This is a genomic window from Dolichospermum sp. UHCC 0260 (assembly GCF_009711985.1).
Lineage (GTDB): Bacteria > Cyanobacteriota > Cyanobacteriia > Cyanobacteriales > Nostocaceae > Dolichospermum > Dolichospermum lemmermannii.
The window spans coordinates 18,173-39,240 of the sequence record NZ_VIKZ01000039.1 but is presented as its reverse complement, the minus strand read 5'-3'; the positions used below and the strand labels follow the sequence as shown (position 1 = coordinate 39,240).

The window sequence follows — 21,068 nt, the reverse complement described above, 5'->3', positions numbered from 1 at the left end:
GAGGTTTAGCAGAATAGGATTTACCTTCTCTATCTACTTTCACTTCTGGGGATTGTTCAGAACCGTAGCGAGAGCGAGGTTTAGCAGAATAGGATTTACCTTCTCTATCTACTCTCACTTCTGGGGATTGTTCAGAACCGTAGCGAGAGCGAGGTTTTGCAGTAATGGGTTTACCATCACTTTTGCCTTGATTACGGCTAGGTTGAGGGACAACGCGTTTGCCCTTGATTTTCACTGGCTGACCACGTTTTGGTTGTCCGCCAGAATTACTTTTCTTTGGTTGACTTGTCATAACAGTATTGAGGTTTGATTTAAATGAGGGAACAGCCCGATGACATCAATTTAATGAACAATTACAAATCAGTAACAATCGCCAGATGTAGCTTCTCACTATTTCTCTAGGGGAAGTTTTTGTAATAGCTCGGTTAAACGGGAGTAATCAGTAAGATATAAGTAGCCAACTAAGGTTTCTAAACTAGTTGCCTGTTGATAAATTTCGGGATTCAGTCGTTTATGACGACTCGTAGCAGAGTTACGACCTCTGCGAACAATTTCTAATTCGTTACTCCTCAAGTAAGGAGTTAACATTCGCAAATGTAGCGCTTGTGTTTCTGCTCTTACCTGATCCACGACGGAACGATGGTAGTTGTCTAGTCGTTGTTGTGGCCACAGATAAAACATTCTAACATATAATTCATAAATTGCATCCCCCAAGTAGGCTAAAGCTGAAGGAGATATCTGTTTTATTTGGGCTGGGGATATTTGCTGGGGCAGTTGCGTCGCATTTACCAACCACGGGAAAATATCTGATGAATGCTGTGTAGCGGTTTCATCTTCTTCGTGTTCGCCTGTTTCCTCCTTGGACTTCACAGATTAATCATTCCTTAAAAAAGCACTACATCGGGAGACAATTTTTGCCGGCATTATCTAAAACAACTTAAATTATATTTAACTCTCAACTTGAGGTAGAGTCGAAGGCGGGTATTATCCCGCGCTCCTCTCTGTTAAATCTGGGCGTGCGACTTTCACGCGGTGGCTTCCGATGTTCTTAGCTTTCGCTTTTGCTCATGTGAATATAATCGTGGCAGATGAAAGTGAATGGCTAGAAGGTTTTTAGTTTTCCAGTTTTGGTGGTTTCCATCAACATGATGCAAATGTACCTTCTCGTCACTGAGCATTTTTAACCCACAATGACCACATTTATGGTTTTGCCGTTTGAGGGCTTTGGAGGTATGGTTGTCATAGAGCTTGCTGTTACGCTCGCTCCAATAACTCAAATCTCCGTCGTAGGGTGATTTCTCACCTTTAACATTGATGTGTTTGTTTTCGGAGTACGGAACTGCTGGGAACGCTTTATCCAGTAATTGTTTACTAGAGTAGCGATTTTGCTTAGTTTCCTTGTTGAATACCTTAAAAGCTCTTGTTTCGATGTGGAATAGTGAGTTTCTAGACCCGTCCATCTTGCAGAAGCGGTGGTAATTCCTCCAACCTCTAACTACCGGGGCTAATTTCTCAGCCTTTGTGGTAGTACCATAGTTCGAGTTGTTGACGATGGATTTTACTTTCTTGCGAAAAGCTTTATAATTGTCCACTGATGGAACGCATCTAAACTTCCCGTTTTTCTGGACTTTAAAGTTCCAGCCGAGGAAATCAAACCCATCTGTCGCGGCGGTTAACTTTGTCTTTTTCTCACTGACTTTCATTCCCCGCTCTGCTAGGAACTGACTAATTTTGTCAAGTATTTTGATGGCATCGTCTTGAGGTCTAAGTATTATTACCATATCATCCGCGTATCGGATAGATGGTTCGACAATACTTTCCTTTGAGGTTCTGTCAGTGATTCTGCGATTAGATTTCTCGTGATATCTATGAATACTTTCAATCCCGTTTAAGGCGATGTTAGCTAATAGTGGACTTACCACCCCACCTTGAGGTGTTCCTTGTTCAGGAAATTCTGGATTGACTCCGGCTTTGAGACATAGGAAGATTCCTTGTCTTATGCTCTTAGGGGCGATGAGTTTATCCATAATGGCGGTGTGGTTTATCCTGTCGAAACATTTTTCGATATCGAGTTCTATAACCCTTTTATCTATTCCATTTCGCGCAGAACATAGGTTTATGAACAAGATTTTCTGCGCGTCATGCGCTGAACGTCCCGTCCTAAAACCGTAGTTCCTGGCGTGGAAAGTTGCCTCATGTGCTGGTTCTAATGCGTATTTGATAAGGCATTGATATGCTCTATCTGCAATAGTGGGGACTTTGAGTATCCGGGTTTTACCATCCTTTTTGGGAATGGGTATTTCACGTAATCCCTGGTGTTTCCATTCGTTACATTCGGTTCTGAGCTTTTCATTCAGTTGAAACCTTTGCTCGAATGAGAGCGCGGTTTTACCGTCAATTCCCGCTGTCTTTTTCCCAGCATTTAGCTGTGTTACTTGACGGATAGCCAGCAATCTCGCTGCGGTTGATTTCAGAATCAGCTTTTCTAGGGACTTAGCTTTGCGCTTGTCTCCAACTTGAACCGCTTTATACACTCGTTTTTGTAGGCGGAATAAGTTACGGCGGAATTTCTTCCACTGTAACGTCTTCCAGGATTCACTAGAGTTGTCTCTGTGTCTAATCATGCTCTGTTCCAATCTGTGTATTCTGAACACCTCAGACCAATTACGGTCTGTCCTACCCGAATTGAGGGGATTCCGCTGCTCGTCTAGCCTACTTATGGGGTTCGACCTCCCCTAGACCCTCAATCCGTTTTTATTCGTTCCCTCGGTTGATTGTTAGTTCCGTTAGGTGTAGCCATTTCAACCGCTGGATTCCCTAGACTCTTGCCGCTAATGGAGTGAGGATGCGGCGGGAATTAATTCCAGCGAGGTCAGGTTTTGCTGTTGTGTCCTGCCTGAGCGTAGGTTGCTTTTTAAGGCTCTGTTTCACCGTAGGAACTCCCCGTTAACGCCAAGTGTCACCCCACAACGGATGTCTGATTGCGTCCTGTTCCTAGCTTCGACCTCCCGAAACCGAGTCGGGTCATCGTAGGCAGATAGGGAGTCATACCTGAGTCTGGTAGATGGGACTTTCACCCATATCAGACCGAGAGTTCAACCTTTCTCCATGATTGGATTGGGTTGGTTAGCTTATGTACGGGCTGATTACCGTGATTCAGCTAACAACGAATCGCACCACTCCCCGCTCTAAAGAGACGGGGATTCTTAAGAGATTACGCTCTTAATATCCTTATCACTAAGGTTCCCAGGCTCAACACGTTTGCCCTTTGGGCGTGCTGATATCTCCTCAAGATTTTCTGGGCGTAGACTTTCCCCCAGTCCGGGGGTAGGTTTTTAAATCTTGTACTGATAAGAGCATTCTAGCATTTTTAGCGCAGTATAAATGCTGCAATCAGCTTTCATCCCTTGCCTGAAGTCCGAAAAATGCAACTGCGTTGCTGTTTCTCAAGGGTTTTCAGCATTTTTCTTATAAGGGTTATTCCCTGATATAACAGTATGCACTTAAAAGACTTTCAACTCCATTCCCTACTATATCCAAAAATTAGGCTATCCAGATTTGACATCGGACAGCCTAATTTAGATTTTCCATTTAAGCAATCAAGCCGCAGAGGAGGGGATGTTTTCTAGGGCTGCTTCAACTGTAAGTTGTAAGGAGAGAAATTTTTCTAACCGAACAAGCTTAACCGTTTGGGTTACACGGGCATTACTGACAATTTGGAAACTGCCTTCACCATCTGGTTCAGGTTTAGCCAGTTTGGCTAGTCTTACGAGCGCACCTAAGCCAGAACTGTCCACAAAGTCGATCTGTGAAAGATCCAAAATGATGTTTTTTGGACCGTCCTCAATTTTACTGCCGATTACTTTAATGAATGTTGGCTCAGAGAAAGCGTCTAATAAACCTGTGAGGCGGAATAGCTGACAGCTATCGCGGACTTCGCGTGTACCTCTCAGGCTCACGGTTAGATTCAGTGGTTCAGCTATGATTTTCTCCTCGTTCTTTTTACTAAAAGTAAACGCTCTAGTGTAGATGGTTTTTGAGCAATTTGTCTATGTTGGGGACTGGCAAAAATTTTTACTAATTACCAATATCCATCATGACATTTTTGATCCTCAAGTTAGGCGATTGCGCCTTGACGTGCTGCTTGCATTTTTAGTACAAACTGCTCAAACAAGTAATCAGCATCATGGGGTCCAGGACTGGCTTCTGGGTGATACTGAACAGAAAACACAGGTAGGGTCTTGTGACGAACTCCAGCTACTGTCAGATCATTGAGGTTCAAGTGGCTGACCTCGACTGTAGCAGTTGGTAAGGAGTCTGGATCAAGAGCAAAACTGTGATTTTGGCTGGTAATTTCCACTCTTGTTTGTAAACCAGCAGGTTGATTTAAACCCCGATGTCCAAATTTTAGTTTAAATGTTTCTGCACCGAGAGCATGACCTAAAATTTGGTGTCCCATACAAATGCCAAATATGGGTTTTTGGCTGTCTAGTAAGGCTCTTGTGGTGTTGATACCTTCTGTGACGGCGGCGGGGTCTCCTGGTCCGTTGGAGAGGAAAATACCATCTGGATTGTATTTGAGAATTTCTTCTGGTTGTGTATCGGCAGGAACAACTATGACGCGACATCCATAACTGGCTAGACGACGCAAGATATTCCGCTTGACACCAAAGTCTAGGGCGACGACGGTGAAGGTTTCACCAATTTTAGCCACTGCTGCGGAATTGAATTCCCAAGGGGCTGTTGTGGCTTCCAGCCATTCGTAAACGGTTGGTGTGGTGACATCTTTGACCAGGTTTAAGCCTGTCATGTTGGGAGCCGCTTGTACCATTTCTAACAATTCTGCTTCGTCGAGAATTGCTGTGGAAATGCCGCCATTCATCGCCCCAAAGGTGCGAATTTTCCGAGTGAGGGCGCGGGTATCTATGCCGTAAATAGCTGGAATTTGGTGCTGTTGGAGGTAGTTGGGGAGGGATTGGGTGGAACGCCAATTGCTGGGTTTATGACAAATATTCCGAGCGATCGCTCCCTTAACATGGGGTTGATTTGATTCTTCGTCTTCGGGATTAATGCCAGTGTTACCTAATTCGGGATAGGTAAAAATGACAATTTGACCACAGTAACTAGGATCGGTTAACACTTCTTGATATCCGGTCATGCCAGTGTTAAATACGATTTCGCCAATGGCAGTTCCCGTAGCACCGAAAGACCAACCGCGATAAGTAGAGCCATCTGCTAGGACAAGTAGAGCAGGTATTGCGTCAGATAGGGGCATAGATTATTTGTAATTAGTAATTGGAGAGAAAAAAGGGTTTTATATCTTCTATAACTTATTTTTTTAGAAGACAGCACAGGTATATCTTCTCATGGTTTATGAAGGTGGAGAGTCTACATCTACAATATTCATTTCTATAATTGTCAGTTGCTCTTTCAATTCCTGCTCGCTAGGTCTTTTAGGGTATTCTTCATGGGTATAAACCCATATAGGATAGACAGAACAAGAAGCTTGATGAACAACATACATAAATCTGCCTTGACGAGAAGCACCTTGAAGTTCCGGCATTAAAAACCGAATTTTTCTAAATTCAAAATCTGGTTTGTAAGCACCCTTAGGAAAATTCTCGCTATCTGATTCATCAAAAAGCGGATCTTTTGCAAGAGTCTCTATATACTTTTGTATCAAAGTCTCAAATGAATCTCTAGCTCTTTTATTTTTTTTGTAGTGAGTTTTAACAAGTTTAACAAGACTAATCTCAAACTTCGGCAATGGCCTTATCGAATATATTTCGCAACCAGGCACTACTATCCTCCGGCTTTACTTCTGGAATCCGTTCGTAATTTAAACGCAATTCCTCTAAAGTATCAGATAAAACAGCCTGATAGCCGGGATCATCTTGCTCAATACAATCAAGAATTGTATCAACCAAGAAATCAATAGCATCAACACAAGCATCAAAAGATTCTCTTTGGGAGCTAAGATTCAAAAAAAGCAAATAAATTTTTGATTTGAGGATATCCAAAAACCCTGTAGCTTCCTGCGTTGGTTCAATGAAAGAGTAGGCAAAATCTGTTAAGTAATCACGTTGTTCAGAAGAAAAATTGTTCCATTCAGTCTTGATCTCTCTTGATGCTTTTTTTAAACGTGAAGTAATTTCATCAAATTTTGCAGCAGAAGCAACCTTGTTGCCTCGAACTTGATAAATTTGACCAAAATCAATTAAAACTGCGCTAGACATGGTTAATACCTCTACTTGTATTTGACACTCTCCGCGTCTTTAGACGCGGAGATTCTATAGAGAGTTTCAGTCTATGTTTTCGGCATTTCCCTTATAATATCTGGTAATGCCAGACAGACAATATATTCATATTGTTGATCGAAAACTCAGAACCTTCCCGTAGTTACTATACAATTTTTCACAAAAAAAATCATATAAATCATATATATGTATATAAAATCACCAAAAATTCTTCATCAAAACTTTAATTTTAAAATGATTCAATAGTCACGCATCTTTAATTGGGTGGGAGGAGTACACTTGGGAAGAGCAGCCAGGGCGGTTAAAACATTCACTATGCTTCAGTCTTTTTTGTCCCGGACAGCCCTCATTTTTTGTTCCGTTAGTTTAGCGGTTTTGACTGTTGCCTGTGATCAAGATCAGCAGACAACGACAACTGATGAATCTAAGCAATCTTTGTCAACTGGGAGTTTGGCAGCCATCCATTCTCCCCGTCAACGTCAACAATTGTTAGCTAGTCCGAAATCAACGCCACGAGAATCTTCTCCCACCCAATTAAGTCCTTTGGCAATGGCACTAGATAAAGCTGCTGGTGCTAAAAGTATCAGCCAATCTGCCGTGTCTGTGGATGATTGGAATTTGGTAGTGAGTCAGTTGCAAGATGCGATCGCTCTCATGAAGCAAGTCCGCCGTGATAGTGGCAATTTTGCCTTTGCTCAACGCCAAATCGGTGAATATCGCCGTCAAATTGCCTTTGCTCGTCGCAAAGCCTACCCCAAAAATTTAGCATCTTCTTTAACTCAACCGCAATCGGTGGTCATTGATGTTCCTCAGCCACAGAGTCATGGCATAGTTCCCCCCCGTTCCTCTGTCAAAACCCTAAAACCATCCTTATCTAAGCCTAGTTTCCCGTCATCAACTATCCTCCCCCGCAATAATGAGGTATTTATTGCCCCAATTAAGCGGCGAATTGGTGGTACACCAATTATTGAAGTTACCTTCAACGGTACACAGCGATTTGAGATGATTGTGGATACGGGCGCTAGTGGGACTGTAATCACCCAAAAGATAGCAGCGGCTTTAGGAGTGGTAACGGTAGGAAAAGCTAAAGCGAATACGGCCAGCGCTAAGGCTGTGGAATTCCCCATTGGCTATCTTGATTCTATGGAAGTTGGGGGGATGACGGTAAATAAAGTCCCAGTAGCGATCGCTGGGACAGAATTAGAAACAGGACTTTTAGGACATGACTTTTTCGGTAATTACGATGTAACTATCAAACGTAACGTTGTGGAATTTCGTCCTCAAGCCTACTCAGAAGCTAATCCTCCAGGAATTCCACTAAATGTGCCAACTTTGTCCAAGGGCTACCGCTTTGTAAAATTTCTTTAGCTACAGTCACCCCTTGAGCATGATTTAGCCAGGGAACTGCACCTGCTACTTGTAATGCTAGGGAAGCATTTAACGCCACTATATCCTGTTGCGCTTGTGTTCCTTTCCCTTGCAAAACTTCTTTCAGAATCACCGCATTTTCTTGAACGTTACCACCTTTGACAGCGGTAATGGGAGCGGGTGTGACTCCTACTTCATCGGGATCAACTGTAGTTAATAATACTTTACCATCTTTTAAGATCGCCAAATCGGTAATATCGCCTAAACCAGCTTCATCTAATTTTTCTCGTCCATGGAGAACCATTGCTGTTTGCGTCCCCAAGAGATTTAAGGCTTCGGCAACGGTTTCTATCAGTTGAGAATCAAAAACACCAATTACCTGACCGGTGGGATTCAGGGGATTTACCAAAGGTCCAAGTAAATTAAACACTGTCCGCACTTTGAGATTCCGCCGTAATGGGGCAACTGCTTTCAGGGCTGGATGCCAACCAGGGGCAAATAAAAATGTAATTCCTACCTCTTGCACTGCTGCTTGGACTTTTTCACTCGCAGCAGTCAAGTTTACTCCCAGTGCTTCTAAAACATCGGCACTGCCTGTAAGACTGGAGGCTGAACGACTACCATGTTTAGCGACAGGTACACCAGCAGCAGCCACTACAAAGGCGACAGCGGTGGAAATATTAAAGGTTGATGCTCCATCACCACCTGTACCACAAGTATCAATTAACGGGACAAATGGGGTATGCTCACGTTTGTTTATGGGTACGGAAGACAGGGATTTTAAGACTTCGGCCATTCCTGTTAATTCTTCTGCACAAACGCCTTTGAAGTTTAAAGCCATTAAAATTGCCCCTGATAGTTCTGGGGGAATCGTTTCATTTATCCATCCTTGCATCAATTCTGCGGCTTGAGTGCGGGATAATGATTGACGTTCTAATAATTGTTTGAGTAAGTTAGACCAAATAGTAAAATCCATTGTTCGGGCTTTTTATGATGTTCCATGTGATTTTACCGAAAAATGGCTTTTTATTTCGCGCTATCGCTGTTAGTGGATATTTTATGGAATGAGAACGAACCGCAGAGGCACAGAGGTCACAGAGGTAGAGAAGGAAGAGATGTTTTTATTTTATTTATATTTTTCTAAGTTTTGGTTAATTTGATAATTACTAATAAATAGTTCTTTGCCTTTTTCGGCTTTTTTTTGTTTATAGTTATTCATGCCATATTGTAATTCCCATTCGATGATATTTGCCCATTGAAAATTTTCTCTAATTTCTGGGCAATCATCATAGGTTATTAACCAGTTATGGGGACATTGCTTTAATATTTGTGCAAGTCTTTGATGATCAAATCCTATATGTAAATCTCCTTTTTTACCATACAATTTAGATTTTTCGGCTTTAACATAAGGAGGATCTAAAAATATAAATACGTCTTTTCCTGGTTCATTAATTAGATGACTATAATCTAAGTTGGTGATTTTCACATCTTGTGTTAGTATATGTTCTAATTTTTCCAGTCTATCTATTGATGAGTTAGTAAATCTTTTATGAAAAGATTCTAGGGAGAAACCTCCTGATTCTATAGTTCCCGAAAATGTAATTCTGTTAAGAACAAAAAAGCGCACTGCTCTTTCTAAATCAGATAAGGTGTTAACATCTACATGAGCTAATTTGGCAAAGAGTAATTTTCCATCTTGGGAGGTTTTTTTAATTTGCCAAACTTCGGAAACTAATTTTGATAAATCAGATTTTACAAAATGCCAAAATAGATATAATTCTGGGTTTAAATCGTTAATAGCAATCTGGAGATGAGGAAATTTTTGTTTAAGATAGATGAAAACTGAACCACCACCAACAAAGGGTTCTCTAAATTCAGAAAACTTTTTTGGGAGACATTCAGCGATGCTTTTAATTGCTCTTGATTTTCCACCAGGATAACGGAGAGGACTTTTTATCATAACGACATTATATTTTGGAATTACCAGAAACTTGTATTTTTAATTTTTGATTATTTTCTGCTTCTAAAGCCAACTTTCCGATAATCTGTTTTTGCTTTTTAGTAAAAATTGTCTTGTTAGCTTGTAAAAAGTTATCTAGTTCTTCCACTGTTGCATCAGGAAAAATAATAGAACCAACTACATTTTTTCCAGTAAGCTTTAATTTTGTTAGAAAATCAACTGGTTCTCCATTCAGTCTTAAAGAATCTAGGTTGGAAAATAAAATTAACTTAAATAAACCATCTTGAATATCAGGAAGTTTAGGTAAAGATTCTTTTGAAGAATTTTTGGATTCTTGAATTATATAGTCATTATTATAAACAAATATTTCATCAGCAGTCAAGTGATAAACTCCTCCTAAATAATTCTCAATACTAAAAGTTGCTTTTAGTCCATCTTCTAAATATTCCATTTTATGACAAGTCATAGCTTCTCGTTTACTGGCACTTTGAGAACCTTTAAGAGAAATATTTTTAAATTCTTCAAACTCAAAAATAATTTTTTGTAAATAGTTATCCATGCTTATTCGTGAGTGAATAACTACTCCAGTTTGACTAGCAATAGAATCGTAAGAGTTTAGTGCTTTTTCAAAAATTGATGAAAACCTTTCTTCAAATAAATTTTTATTCCAGTGTAAAGCACTTTGACGATATGCTAGTATTTCGTTAATTTGAGCTTTTACAAATTCATCATTAAACTTTTGATTGGAAAGTTTATCTTTGGTTAGCTGTCCTTTTTTACTACTTTTCTGGGCTGTTTCATAATAAGCAAGCACAATATAAATATTTAGTAAATTCATCCATGAAATTGTGGAGTATTGAATTACATCTCTATCTCCATCTTTACCTTCATCTTTAATTACTGGAATAATAGTAATAATTTTAGATGAATTATATGTAGTATATATTCTCGCAAAAGGATAACTTCTAGTTCTTTTAGGTGAAACCCATTTAGAATAAGCAATCTCAGTTATAGATGACTTTATTAATCCATAACTACTTGCTTGATTGACATCAAAACTATCTATATTAATTTCATTTAATTTTTCACCTAAGCAAGTTTTATAGGTTACGCCTTTAATAAATCCTGTAAAATGTATAATTTCAACCATTAATGCACTCTTCTCTAGTTACTCTTTAGGATATTATATATTTTCATGGCGTATTTACAACAAAATTACCCTTCTTCAAACTTACTACATCAATGTATGAACCGTTCAGCCCCCTATCAACCATTAATATTCAGAATCCTGCATGGTGTCAGCGGGATTTTAGTCATTGGCGCAATTATTAGCGGATTCTTAGTTTACAACACTTTTGATAAAAGATTTGGATATATCCCAATTCCCAAAATCAATCCTATACAGGATATTCATGGGACATTGGCAGTATTTTTCTTGATTTTACTGCCATTTTTTGCTGTTTATAGTTTCCATGCTGGGAAAAGACGACTATTACAACCAGACTCTATCCAAAATTTAACTCAATTTGGTAGACCAATTTGGTGGGTAAGTCTCCAACGTTTAGCAAATACTAAAATGTTGCTTGCTGCTGTTTTGGCGGTAGTTTCTGGCAGAATGATGAAAGAAGAATGGCTACCTATAGGAGAACTTGATCATAGTTGGTATTATGCTCATTTAATAGCTTGGTTAATCATGATTTGTTGTTTAGCAATTCATGTTTTGATGTCTGCTAAAGTTGGTGGTGTGCCATTATTACTGTCAATATTATCATGGAAATTTCGTCCAGAAGATAGCCCTGCTAACTGGTATGATCGTTTACGTGCTTGGTTCAATGATTTTTCTAATAATCTTAGAGAAGAAATTAATCAATTTATGGCAGTTGGTTTATTAATGAAAATAATCGAGGTGATTGTATTGGCGGGAATTATCACAGCATTTGTTTTACCTTTGTTTTTTTCTAGTGGTGAATCATAAAAGGAGTTATTATTCCAGGTTTTAGTAATTTCTTACGAAGATGATTTATTAATAAAAAATTCTGATAATCAATTGTCAAATGAAGAATCTGAAACTTTGGACAAATTGCTGGTACAGATTGATAAATTGAATATTCTCAAATTGAAAACGTTATTTTGTAAACTATTACTTAAATAATAATTTATCATTTAAGTAATAGCAGATTCTCTATTATCCGAAAACCCCACTTTAAGTAAAAAATCACATCCTGTTAATCCTTAAATCCTGGTTATCCTGATTCAGACAGTCTAAGAGGATGTTTTAAAAGTTTTTCATGTGTAAACAGACCCCTCTCCAAACCTCTCCCCTACCAGGGGAGAGGCTTTAAAACCCCCATTCCCTTGTAGGGAAGGGGGGTAGGGGGGTTAGGTTTTTGGAGATTATGGGTTTCATATAATACTTTTCAAACAACCTCTAAGCAAACGCTACTCAAATCCCCGACTTCTTGAAGAAGTCGGGGATCTTAATTTCACGATAACGGAAATTAACCGAAATGTTTGATGATTGCGTCAGCAAATTCAGAACACTTTAATGGTTGTACAGGTGGTTCCATTAACCGAGCTAAGTCATAAGTGACTTGACCATTGGCTATGGCATCACCTAATCCTTTTTTAATCAAATCTGCGGCTTCTTGCCAACCCATATATTCCAGCATCATTACACCGGAAAGAATTACAGAACCGGGGTTAATTCTGTCTAACCCAGCGTGTTTTGGGGCTGTCCCATGGGTAGCTTCAAAAATCGCGCAGGAGTCGCCAATATTTGCCCCTGGACCCATGCCTAAACCGCCAACGATAGCAGCAGCAGCATCAGATAAATAATCACCGTTGAGGTTCATTGTCGCCAGAATAGAATACTCATCTGGACGAGTTTGAATTTGTTGAAAGATACTATCAGCAATGCGATCATTGACCATGATTTTCTCTTTCCATTTGCCATTGCCGTGGCTTTCCCAAATTGTATTCAGAACGGTTTCTACTTCTTTGACAATTTGCGCTTTTTTCTCTGGTGTCAAGGAATCAAAACCAGGATCAATTTCATGGGCGTTTTGTTCTGCGGAAATATTGGGATTTTTCTCTTTATTTCCTAATATCCAAGATTCCCGTTCGGTCACAGTTTCTTGACGGAATTCCGTAGTGGCTAATTCATAACCCCAATCCCGGAAAGCGCCTTCTGTGTACTTCATGATATTGCCTTTATGCACCAAGGTGACTTGTTGCTTATTTTTGGGCAATAATAAGGCGTGTTTAATAGCACGACGCACAAGCCGCTGAGAACCAGTTTTGCTGATGGGTTTGATACCGATACCAGCGTCGAGGGGAATTTGCTTTTTACCGTGTTCTGGGGTAGCGGGTATCAATTCCTCATTTATGAATTTTATCAGGCGATCGCCGATTTCACTACCTTGCTTCCACTCAATCCCCAAATAAATATCTTCCGTATTTTCCCGATAAACAATCACATCCAGTTTTTCAGGAGTTTTGTGGGGAGAAGGTGTCCCAGCGTAATAACGACAAGGACGCACGCAAGTATAAAGGTCAAAGATTTGGCGTAATGCCACATTTAAAGACCGAATTCCGCCACCAACGGGAGTAGTTAGAGGTCCTTTAATTGCTATGCCATATTCTTTAATAGCCGTCAATGTATCTTGAGGTAAATACTGATATGTACCGTACAAATCACAGGCTTCATCACCAGCATAAACCCTAAACCAGCTAATTTTTCTTTGACCATTGTATGCTTTGGCGATCGCAGCATCAAGCACTTTTTCCGTCGCCGGCCAAATATCTATACCCGTACCGTCACCGCGAATAAAGGGAATAATGGGATTTTCAGGAACAACCGGTTCACCATTTTTGAAGGTAATTTTCGCGCCGGTGGTGGGAGGAGTAATCTTTTCGTACATAATTCACAAATTCCAAATAGAAGAAATTCACCGGGTATGGAGTCAGGAGTCATAATTTCTGTAACTCCTGGATTCTGTAACTCCTTACCTGATAAAGTATTGTGGGCTAGGATTTCGCTAAAGCCACCGTGAGTGATTCTTTCAGATATATACTCAAGGGCTTGCCAACTTTACCCAAGATTCGGAGTAAACTACTTTTCGCTATTCGGCTTTCATTTTGTAGAATAACCGATAGCAGTAGATAGTTTATTCACGCTCACGCTAACACGAGTAACGGCATGACAGACCCAATGATTGTATCAGGCACTACAAATGATCTCGACTCCCTCCGCCAAAAGTTAATCGCTGGGTCCGAAAAAGTCCAACAACAAATCATCCCGCAGTTAGCTGACTTGGGTAATGATGGGTTAGATGTGTTGAAGGAATTTTTGCTGAAACGTCGTGATACCCCAGCAACTTGGATTGATGGCAAAGTCTACCAAGTCATCTACAATACTGATGCACCGACAAGTCAAGGATTTCTACAAACTAACTTTCCTGAAGGAATTGTACCTCTAAAATCGGACTGTGGGATCAGTTACAATTCTTTGCAAAAGCTACTTGCAGATCAAGATTTTCAAGCCGCTGACCTCTTGACAATTCAAAAGATGTGTGAAGCAGCAGGTCCCCAAGCGGTAAAAAGAAAATGGCTATACTTTACAGAAGTAGAAAGTTTACCAATTCAAGACTTACGCACCATTAATCAACTCTGGGTAGTTCACTCAGAAGGTAAATTTGGCTTTTCCGTGCAGCGCGAAATTTGGTTAGGTTTAAGTAAAAATTGGGTCAACTTGTGGCCAAAAATTGACTGGAAGAATGGTAATAACTGGACAAGATATCCTAACGGCTTCACCTGGGATTTAAGCGCTCCTAGAGGTCATCTACCCCTCTCTAATCAATTGCGTGGTGTGCGGGTGATGTCTTCTCTGTTGTGTCATCCTGCTTGGAATAAGTAGTTAGATCCCGTTAGATACCCGACTTCTTTGAGAAGTCGGGTATCTGAAATTAACCAACTGCAAAGCCTGTATATTGTCTCATCAAAGGCTCATGAAAAGCTAAGACAATATCTTCTTTTGGTACACCTAATTTAACTAATTCATCGGCAATACCAATTTCAGTTCCATTCTGTTGTATCCAAATTTTGCCGTTTTTGATATCAAGATGTAAAACACAACCATACATCGGGTGGCGATTTTTCCAACCCGTATAAACAACCTGATAATGATCTCTTTCTTGATCAAAAATGAGTTGTGTTTCTACTTCTTCATCCGATGGACTTCCCTGGGCATATTCAATTAATAAATTTTGGATATACCCACGATATTGTTCTATTTTTTCCATAGTGAAATCACCTCATTATTTGGATCATAAATTAGTAAACTTAATTGAAAATGGTCAATAACTTCTTCTATAAATGGCAAGTTAAAAAAGGTTTCATAAACCCCCTGCGGAACTGCTAAATATAAAAAACGATCAGGCTGTTGTTTTTTCAAAGCAAGACGATAGTTAAGAAATTGACCCAAGGCTGTATGAAATTCAGAAATATTTGAGGAACTAACAAAGCTTTTAATCTCAACCGCGATCTTTTCTTCTCCTTTCTCAGCAGCTATGATTCTTTCTGCACCCAAATCAATTTGCATATCAACCCTACCTGAGCGAATTCTCAAAGGATCATCTGTGATTACCCAACTCTCTTTTTCTAATCCTTTCCTAACAGCATCATGAAAAATATCTTTAGCCGACATTAGCTTACAATTAAGTCATTTCTATCTATGATTATTATAATATCTACCCATGTCAAACATCACAGACATCTGTCGAATACCCCAAATGGGGATCTGGAATTGGTAGATGTTATATTTTTTTACAAACAGAATCTTGACATTCTAAAGTAGATATGTGATAATTTAGTGTTAAGACAGCTAAATAACTGCCATCTCAAGCAGAACTCTAACGCCCAAGCGTCAGTAGTTGTCTCAGCAGCAGGATTCCTAAGTTACTGCTAGTAGTTCGCTTTGTTCCTTTGTCTGAAAGTTAAATTTGATTTCAGCCAAAACCAGCAAGTGCAAAGCGATTAGTTAGTGGCACTCAATAGTAGTGACAATTAAATTTGTGAGAAATTTTGAAGTTAGCAGAACCTAGCAAAAATAACTCGATAAATAGAGTATTTTATTTGCGAAATACTGCTTCAAGATAAACAGAATGATAGAAGCTGAACAAACTCACGAATTTGTCAGGAAAACTGGTTAAAAGTGAATTTTTTTAGATCAAATTTCAGCCGCAGGAACGAAGCGAACTGTTGGCGGTAATTTGGGAATCATACTGCTGAGACTGAAACTGATTAATTTAGAGAAGCTAGATAAGAGAAAACTAACTTTTTAGTTTATTCTCTAATATGGCTGTATTGCTAATAGATGTGTGGTTTTCCGATGCTGTTGACAAAAAAATCAACGGAAAATAATTCACATGAATTCCAAACAGAAACAAAGTAAAAAGCATCAACTAATAGATGAATATGGTGCTTGCTGTTGGTGGTGTGGTAAGTCGATATCAATAGATATGCTGACTATTGAACACCTCCGTCCTAAAAGTCGTGGTGGTTCTAACTCTTTGGAAAACCTAAGACTCGCTTGTTTAACTTGTAACTGTTCTCGTGGAAATAGTCTATTTCCACCAGGTGTAAAGGTAAATGTCTTTAAATAACACCTAAATCTTATTAGGTTTTTATTTTGTGAGGTGGGTATATTGCTCACCTCTTCACTTAATGAAATTCACAAATAATGAAAAAATAAAAATGCACGAACTTCTCGCATTCCATAACGAAAAACTCCTGCGTCAAGCACTAACTCACCGTTCTTATGTCAATGAACACCCAGGAGAAGAACATAACGAGCGCCTAGAGTTTCTTGGTGATGCTATTCTCAATTTTTTAAGCGGTGAATATCTCTATGAACTTCATCCAGAAAAAGGAGAAGATGAATTAACTCGTCGTCGTTCTGCATTAGTAGATGAAACCCAATTAGCAAAATTTGCAATTGAAGTAGGTTTAGACTTGAGAATGCGTTTAGGACAAGGTGCAATTCTCGATGGAGGATATAATAATCCTAATTTATTAAGTAGCACATTTGAAGCAGTTATTGGTGCTTATTATCGAGATAAAAATTCCAATATTACATTACTTCGTCCTATTGTAGAAACACTTTTTGCATCTGTACCTGAAAATATTGTTGGATCTCGTTCTAATGTAGATTCAAAAAATCGCTTTCAGGAGTGGGTACAAAGTAGTGGTAACATAAATCCACCCAAATATGTGACAAGACAAATAGGTGGACAATCTCATACACCAGTATTTGAATCTGATGTATTTGAAGTAGTAAATGGGCAAGAAAAATGGCGGGGAAAAGGACAAGGACGTAATAAAAAAGATGCAGAAAAATCTGCTGCTGAGGATGCCTTGGCGAAATTGAAAAAACAGGGTTTATTAGATTGATAATTGTTGATTTTCCACTTGATTTGGCGAATATAAAAGATGCCTCTGGCTCCCGTTAGGGATACGCAGCTACACAGGCAAAACCCATCTCCATGAGTTTTAAACCCTTAATTTTTCATAAGTAAGTAGACGAAAATAAATCAAAGTAGATTAAGTAATGTAAAAAATCTGGAGATGATTTCGTAGTAAGGGCTTCAGCCCTCAAATGAGGAATAAATTCCTCACTACAAACTTTGAATTATTCAAGCCGTTCTACTTAGTCCACGCAGGTGGACTTTGTTTGTGTAGTAGCGATTTATAATCGCCGAAAACTAATATTCATGACAACTACTGATGTTATTACTGAATATAAATGTTAATGTTCTATCATTATTCATAATTGAGTAAGTCAGCTTAATCCAGTACATTTCAGTTAATAGTGCTGGAACGGAGGAACCAAATTGTGGGGCGTATTTTTGTCTTGATTAATTTAGGAATTTGAGCTTTAAAAATCAAATCAAATCTAAAATTGAGCAAAAAAGGGTATCTCTCAACCCTAGCCCGTCAGCTAACTTCGTAGGCATTGAGAGGAGACTGAAGAGACAGAATTTTAATTATGTTCTGATCTTATCAGTGTCCAAGGTTGGTACTAGTTAATATTTGCGTATCCAAGCTTAACTCTGCTGAGGTGAAATAAATGATATTGCAACTAAATATAACTGACATTTTTGCAGTTGCGGGACAAACTGTTTGGAGAAAAGCCAAACTTGTAATTTTTCAAGATACTTTTTTATTCCCAGCATTAGGCTGTTTAGGAATTATTTTATTGTGGTGGATAGTAGCATTAGCTAATCATGAATTAATGCCCACACCACCAGAAGCTTTAATTGCTAATTGGGACTATATCTTACATCCATTCTATGAAAGAGGTCCCGGTGATTTAGGCATTGGTTGGTTATTATTAGCAAGTTTACGGCGGGTAATATTAGGATTTGGTTTGGGTGCATTAGTCGCCATTCCCTTGGGATTTTTGATCGGAATGTCCAGACCGGCAATGCTGGCTTTTAATCCCATTATTCAGATTTTTAAACCAGTATCACCACTGGCTTGGTTGCCCATTTCTTTATCTCTGTTCAATTTAGCAGATCCTTCTGCTATTTTTGTGATTTTCATTACGTCGCTGTGGCCAACTATTATTAATACAGCGTTGGGAGTTTCTAATGTTCCTAAAGATTATTTAGATGTAGCACAAGTTTTGGGAATGAACCGCTGGGGACAGATTACCAAAATTATTTTACCTGCCAGTTTACCTTATATTTTTACAGGTTTGCGAATTAGTTTGGGGATAGCTTGGCTGGTAATTGTGGCTGTAGAAATGCTCACTGGTGGGGTAGGAATAGGATTTTTTGTTTGGGACGAATGGAGTCGTTTAAATCTGAGTTCTGTATTTTTAGCCGTGTTTGTAATTGGCTTAACTGGGTTGATTTTAGATTATGGTGTGGGAAAACTTCAAGAGTTAGTTACTCACCGTCCTGGAAATTAATGATTTAAACGCTGATAGAAGATGATGAACGCGGATAAACGCAGCTGAATTTGTACTTTCATAAAATCCCAAATGATAAAAAGCCATGACTGAAAATTATTTAACTCGCAGGAATTTCATTACGGGAATAGGGGCGACAACTGCGGGAATAATATTATCATCCTGTAATGTTTCTGGAGATAGGTCTGCTAGGGGATTAACAGAAGAAGCTTTAGCGGTGACACCTGTAGTTAAATCCCAAGATTTAGAAAAATCGGACATTACTGTGGGTTATGTTCCTGTTAATGATTGTGCGCCATTTGCGATCGCTTGGAAAAAAGGATTTTTCCGCAAATATGGTTTAAATGTCACACTCAACCGCGAAGCCAGTTGGGCTACTTCCCGCGACGGCTTAATTTTTGGTCGTCTCGACGCTTCCCCCGTCGTTTCCGGTGCTGTTACCAACGCTAGAATAGGGGCTGAAGGGGCGCGTCATGCTCCCTTGTGTGCAGCAATGACCATTCACCGTCATGGTAACGCTATGACCATGAGTAAGGATATGTGGGACTATGGCATCCGTCCTTGGTTTGAATATCAGCAAAAATACGGTGATGGGGCTTTAGAAGCCTTTGGGCGGGACTTTCGCGGCTATTTTGACAAACAACCCCCGGAAAAGAAAGTTTGGGCTGTAGTCCTCAGTTCTGCCATTTATGAATACTTTGCTCGCTATCTTTCTGCTGCTGCGGGTGTTGATCCTTTAAAGGAATTTCGGGTAATCATTGTTTCTCCACCGCAAATGGTGACAAACATGAGAATTGGGGCAATGGAAGCTTACATGGTTGCTGAACCTTGGAACACTAGAGCAATTACAGGTAATGAAGGTATCGGTTTTACCTTTGCCCAAGGTAAGGAAATTTGGCAAGGACACCCAGATAGACTCCTGGGAGTAATGGAATCTTTTATTGTCAATTATCCCAAAACTTACCGTTCTTTGGTGAAAGCAATGATCGAAGCTTGTCAATATTGTGGAAAACCCGAAAATCGCCAAGAAATAGCCGAATTACTCACACAACGTTCTTTCACTGGGGCAAAACCCAAAAAGCCCGGTGTTCCTATTACTAAGTTTACTGGACCGGGAATTATTGGCAATTATAATTATGGTGGTTTTGATGGTAAAGACAGAACTATCAAAGCAGATGATACCACAATTTTTTATGATCTTCCTAATAGTATTCCCCATGAAATAGGAGAACATTCCACATTTTTATGGCGTTCTCGCAGTCTTTGGTTAATGACTCAAGCAGCCCGGTGGGGACAAATCAAAGAAATTCCTAAAAACGCCAAAGAAGTAGCTGCAAAAGGTTGGAGAACCGATTTATATCGAGACATAGCCGCAGAAATGGGAATTGAATGTCCCCAGGATGATTATAAAGTTGAACCTCCTGAAGCATTTATAGATAAAAAAGGATTTGATCCTAGTGATCCTGTAGGATATCTCAATAGTTTTGATATTCGTGCTAACGCTCCTTCTCAGTTTTTCATGTCTTAAAAATAGTTAATGCTAACAATGGTAATTAATCATGGAATATACGATTTCAAAAGATCATACTTCTCCAGAAAGTTTACCCCGTAACGGATTTTTGGAAGTAGAGAATTTAGTTAAATCTTATCCAACCCAGGATAAAGGAAAATTCACAGTTTTAGATAATGTTAATTTGACCATTGGTGAAGATGAATATATTTCTGTTATTGGTCATTCTGGTTGTGGTAAATCCACATTATTAAAAATAATTGGTGGTTTCGAAAAAGCTACATCTGGTTCAATTCGCTTAGAGGGTAAAGAGATTCGGAAACCAGGAGCAGATAGAATGATGGTATTTCAAAATTATTCATTATTACCTTGGTTAACAGTCCGTGAAAATATCCGTTTAGCAGTAGATGAAGTTTTGAAAAATGCCAATCGGGCTGAAAAAATTAGCATTGTCAATGAACATTTAGCAATGGTAAACTTAACCCCAGCCGCAGACAAATATCCTGATGAAATTTCTGGAGGAATGAAACAAAGAGTGGGTATTGCCAGGGCTTTAGCAATTCGTCCCAAAATGTTATTAATGGATGAACCTTTTGGGGCTTTAGATGCCTTAACTCGTGGTAAATTGCAACGTCAAGTATTAGATATTTGGGAACATCATCGGCAAGCTGTTATGATGATTACCCATGATGTTGACGAAGCAATTTATATGTCTGACAGAATTATTTTGATGACTAATGGACCATCTGCAAAAATAGGAGAAATTTTAACAGTTCCTTTTGAACATCCTAGAGATAGAGTGGCCATGCGGAACTCTACAGAATATTTTGAACTTCGCAATCATGCTCTTAATTTTCTGGATCAAAATTTCACACCAGAGTAGGGGCAAACCCCCCGTGGTTGCCCAGATTTGCTGAGTGAAAGTATGATTTTATTTGGCTCCGCTTCGCTAACACGCTCCAGAGGCAGAGGCTCAGAGAGTCAGAGTTTGAGAGATGGAAT

The 21,068-nt window shown here is 39.3% G+C and carries 19 protein-coding genes, 2 pseudogenes and 1 riboswitch; of the genes and pseudogenes, 8 read left to right on the top strand and 13 right to left on the bottom strand.

Annotation, left to right across the window (positions count from 1 at the left end; genetic code table 11):
- From FJR08_RS15555 to FJR08_RS15525, 7 genes and pseudogenes are all read right to left on the bottom strand, one after another.
- Positions 1-292, bottom strand: a pseudogene (locus FJR08_RS15555) (hypothetical protein); the annotation flags it as partial.
- A 98-nt stretch (positions 293-390) separates the two neighbouring features.
- Complete coding sequence (locus FJR08_RS15550) at positions 391-870, bottom strand: Mini-ribonuclease 3 (protein WP_168633776.1); 480 nt, start codon at positions 868-870, stop codon at positions 391-393.
- 178 nt (positions 871-1,048) lie between these two features.
- A pseudogene (locus tag FJR08_RS15545) lies at positions 1,049-2,624 on the bottom strand (group II intron reverse transcriptase/maturase).
- Between the two features lie 975 nt (positions 2,625-3,599).
- Entirely contained in the window at positions 3,600-3,959 is a 360-nt protein-coding gene (locus FJR08_RS15540; protein WP_300002580.1) for an STAS domain-containing protein, read from the bottom strand.
- Positions 3,960-4,117: 158 nt separating this feature from the next.
- On the bottom strand, positions 4,118-5,275 hold the full coding sequence (gene carA, locus FJR08_RS15535; RefSeq protein ID WP_168633775.1) for a glutamine-hydrolyzing carbamoyl-phosphate synthase small subunit: 1,158 nt from the start codon (positions 5,273-5,275) through the stop codon (positions 4,118-4,120).
- 96 nt (positions 5,276-5,371) lie between these two features.
- A complete protein-coding gene (locus FJR08_RS15530) occupies positions 5,372-5,767 on the bottom strand; it encodes a hypothetical protein (RefSeq protein WP_174783118.1) in 396 nt (131 codons plus the stop codon).
- Positions 5,754-6,236 (bottom strand): hypothetical protein, encoded by a 483-nt coding sequence (locus FJR08_RS15525; protein ID WP_168633774.1) that lies wholly within the window; start codon positions 6,234-6,236, stop codon positions 5,754-5,756. Before FJR08_RS15525 ends, FJR08_RS15530 begins: the two co-directional genes overlap by 14 nt.
- 336 nt (positions 6,237-6,572) lie before the next feature.
- Here FJR08_RS15525 and FJR08_RS15520 point away from each other — a divergent pair, with 336 nt between their 5' ends.
- Positions 6,573-7,625 carry a TIGR02281 family clan AA aspartic protease gene (locus FJR08_RS15520; protein ID WP_168633773.1) on the top strand — a complete coding sequence of 351 codons (1,053 nt, stop codon included), beginning with the start codon at positions 6,573-6,575 and terminating at the stop codon, positions 7,623-7,625.
- Here the strand turns inward: FJR08_RS15520 and trpD are convergent.
- The 3 genes from trpD to FJR08_RS15505 all read right to left on the bottom strand — a co-directional run bounded on the left by trpD (position 7,555) and on the right by FJR08_RS15505 (position 10,735).
- Positions 7,555-8,601, bottom strand: coding sequence for an anthranilate phosphoribosyltransferase (gene trpD / locus FJR08_RS15515; protein WP_168633772.1), 1,047 nt, complete (start codon positions 8,599-8,601; stop codon positions 7,555-7,557). The two genes, FJR08_RS15520 and trpD, sit on opposite strands and share 71 nt — an antisense overlap.
- Positions 8,602-8,751: 150 nt before the next feature.
- A complete protein-coding gene (locus FJR08_RS15510; RefSeq protein ID WP_168633771.1) occupies positions 8,752-9,585 on the bottom strand; it encodes a DNA adenine methylase in 834 nt (277 codons plus the stop codon).
- 7 nt (positions 9,586-9,592) lie between these two features.
- The gene (locus FJR08_RS15505; RefSeq protein WP_168633770.1) at positions 9,593-10,735 is read right to left on the bottom strand and encodes a hypothetical protein; all 1,143 of its coding nucleotides are present in this window, start codon (positions 10,733-10,735) and stop codon (positions 9,593-9,595) included.
- A 96-nt stretch (positions 10,736-10,831) separates the two neighbouring features.
- Here FJR08_RS15505 and FJR08_RS15500 point away from each other — a divergent pair, with 96 nt between their 5' ends.
- Positions 10,832-11,560, top strand: coding sequence for a cytochrome b/b6 domain-containing protein (locus tag FJR08_RS15500; RefSeq protein ID WP_168633769.1), 729 nt, complete (start codon positions 10,832-10,834; stop codon positions 11,558-11,560).
- 523 nt (positions 11,561-12,083) lie between these two features.
- Here the strand turns inward: FJR08_RS15500 and FJR08_RS15495 are convergent.
- Positions 12,084-13,505, bottom strand: a complete 1,422-nt coding sequence (locus tag FJR08_RS15495; RefSeq protein WP_168633768.1) for an NADP-dependent isocitrate dehydrogenase — start codon at positions 13,503-13,505, stop codon at positions 12,084-12,086.
- A gap of 278 nt (positions 13,506-13,783) precedes the next feature.
- Between FJR08_RS15495 and FJR08_RS15490 the strand changes: the two genes are divergently transcribed.
- Positions 13,784-14,500 carry a GUN4 domain-containing protein gene (locus FJR08_RS15490; RefSeq protein ID WP_148763326.1) on the top strand — a complete coding sequence of 239 codons (717 nt, stop codon included), beginning with the start codon at positions 13,784-13,786 and terminating at the stop codon, positions 14,498-14,500.
- Between the two features lie 49 nt (positions 14,501-14,549).
- Here the strand turns inward: FJR08_RS15490 and FJR08_RS15485 are convergent, their stop codons facing one another.
- The gene (locus tag FJR08_RS15485; protein ID WP_039200759.1) at positions 14,550-14,885 is read right to left on the bottom strand and encodes a XisI protein; all 336 of its coding nucleotides are present in this window, start codon (positions 14,883-14,885) and stop codon (positions 14,550-14,552) included.
- Positions 14,873-15,289 (bottom strand): XisH family protein, encoded by a 417-nt coding sequence (locus FJR08_RS15480; RefSeq protein ID WP_039200758.1) that lies wholly within the window; start codon positions 15,287-15,289, stop codon positions 14,873-14,875. The genes FJR08_RS15485 and FJR08_RS15480 overlap by 13 nt, the downstream gene beginning before the upstream one ends.
- Before the next feature lie 721 nt (positions 15,290-16,010).
- On the opposite strand from FJR08_RS15480, the gene FJR08_RS15475 reads away from it, so the two are divergent.
- The 5 genes from FJR08_RS15475 (at position 16,011) to FJR08_RS15455 (ending at position 20,949) form a co-directional block, all read left to right on the top strand.
- A complete protein-coding gene (locus FJR08_RS15475) occupies positions 16,011-16,247 on the top strand; it encodes an HNH endonuclease (RefSeq protein WP_168633767.1) in 237 nt (78 codons plus the stop codon).
- A gap of 91 nt (positions 16,248-16,338) precedes the next feature.
- Complete coding sequence (rnc, locus tag FJR08_RS15470; protein WP_168633766.1) at positions 16,339-17,034, top strand: ribonuclease III; 696 nt, start codon at positions 16,339-16,341, stop codon at positions 17,032-17,034.
- 380 nt (positions 17,035-17,414) lie between these two features.
- Positions 17,415-17,611, top strand: a riboswitch (cyclic di-AMP (ydaO/yuaA leader).
- A 99-nt stretch (positions 17,612-17,710) separates the two neighbouring features.
- Positions 17,711-18,556: a nitrate ABC transporter permease gene (gene ntrB, locus FJR08_RS15465; protein WP_168633765.1), complete on the top strand. Its 846-nt coding sequence runs from the start codon at positions 17,711-17,713 to the stop codon at positions 18,554-18,556.
- A gap of 85 nt (positions 18,557-18,641) precedes the next feature.
- Positions 18,642-20,084, top strand: coding sequence for an ABC transporter substrate-binding protein (locus FJR08_RS15460; RefSeq protein ID WP_168633764.1), 1,443 nt, complete (start codon positions 18,642-18,644; stop codon positions 20,082-20,084).
- Positions 20,085-20,115: 31 nt separating this feature from the next.
- Positions 20,116-20,949 carry an ABC transporter ATP-binding protein gene (locus tag FJR08_RS15455; protein WP_168633763.1) on the top strand — a complete coding sequence of 278 codons (834 nt, stop codon included), beginning with the start codon at positions 20,116-20,118 and terminating at the stop codon, positions 20,947-20,949.
- Positions 20,950-21,068: the final 119 nt, after the last annotated feature.

Bases quoted from the DNA above. Each gene is read 5' to 3' on its own strand.
- FJR08_RS15480 (WP_039200758.1), bottom strand. From the start codon at position 15,289: ATGTCGGCTAAAGATATTTTTCATGATGCTGTTAGGAAAGGATTAGAA.
- FJR08_RS15500 (WP_168633769.1), top strand. From the start codon at position 10,832: ATGAACCGTTCAGCCCCCTATCAACCATTAATATTCAGAATCCTGCAT.
- FJR08_RS15475 (WP_168633767.1), top strand. From the start codon at position 16,011: ATGAATTCCAAACAGAAACAAAGTAAAAAGCATCAACTAATAGATGAA.
- FJR08_RS15520 (WP_168633773.1), top strand. From the start codon at position 6,573: ATGCTTCAGTCTTTTTTGTCCCGGACAGCCCTCATTTTTTGTTCCGTT.
- FJR08_RS15505 (WP_168633770.1), bottom strand. From the start codon at position 10,735: ATGGTTGAAATTATACATTTTACAGGATTTATTAAAGGCGTAACCTAT.
- FJR08_RS15510 (WP_168633771.1), bottom strand. From the start codon at position 9,585: ATGATAAAAAGTCCTCTCCGTTATCCTGGTGGAAAATCAAGAGCAATT.
- trpD (WP_168633772.1), bottom strand. From the start codon at position 8,601: ATGGATTTTACTATTTGGTCTAACTTACTCAAACAATTATTAGAACGT.
- FJR08_RS15460 (WP_168633764.1), top strand. From the start codon at position 18,642: ATGACTGAAAATTATTTAACTCGCAGGAATTTCATTACGGGAATAGGG.
- FJR08_RS15455 (WP_168633763.1), top strand. From the start codon at position 20,116: ATGGAATATACGATTTCAAAAGATCATACTTCTCCAGAAAGTTTACCC.
- carA (WP_168633775.1), bottom strand. From the start codon at position 5,275: ATGCCCCTATCTGACGCAATACCTGCTCTACTTGTCCTAGCAGATGGC.
- FJR08_RS15525 (WP_168633774.1), bottom strand. From the start codon at position 6,236: ATGTCTAGCGCAGTTTTAATTGATTTTGGTCAAATTTATCAAGTTCGA.
- FJR08_RS15490 (WP_148763326.1), top strand. From the start codon at position 13,784: ATGACAGACCCAATGATTGTATCAGGCACTACAAATGATCTCGACTCC.
- FJR08_RS15485 (WP_039200759.1), bottom strand. From the start codon at position 14,885: ATGGAAAAAATAGAACAATATCGTGGGTATATCCAAAATTTATTAATT.
- rnc (WP_168633766.1), top strand. From the start codon at position 16,339: ATGCACGAACTTCTCGCATTCCATAACGAAAAACTCCTGCGTCAAGCA.
- ntrB (WP_168633765.1), top strand. From the start codon at position 17,711: ATGATATTGCAACTAAATATAACTGACATTTTTGCAGTTGCGGGACAA.
- FJR08_RS15495 (WP_168633768.1), bottom strand. From the start codon at position 13,505: ATGTACGAAAAGATTACTCCTCCCACCACCGGCGCGAAAATTACCTTC.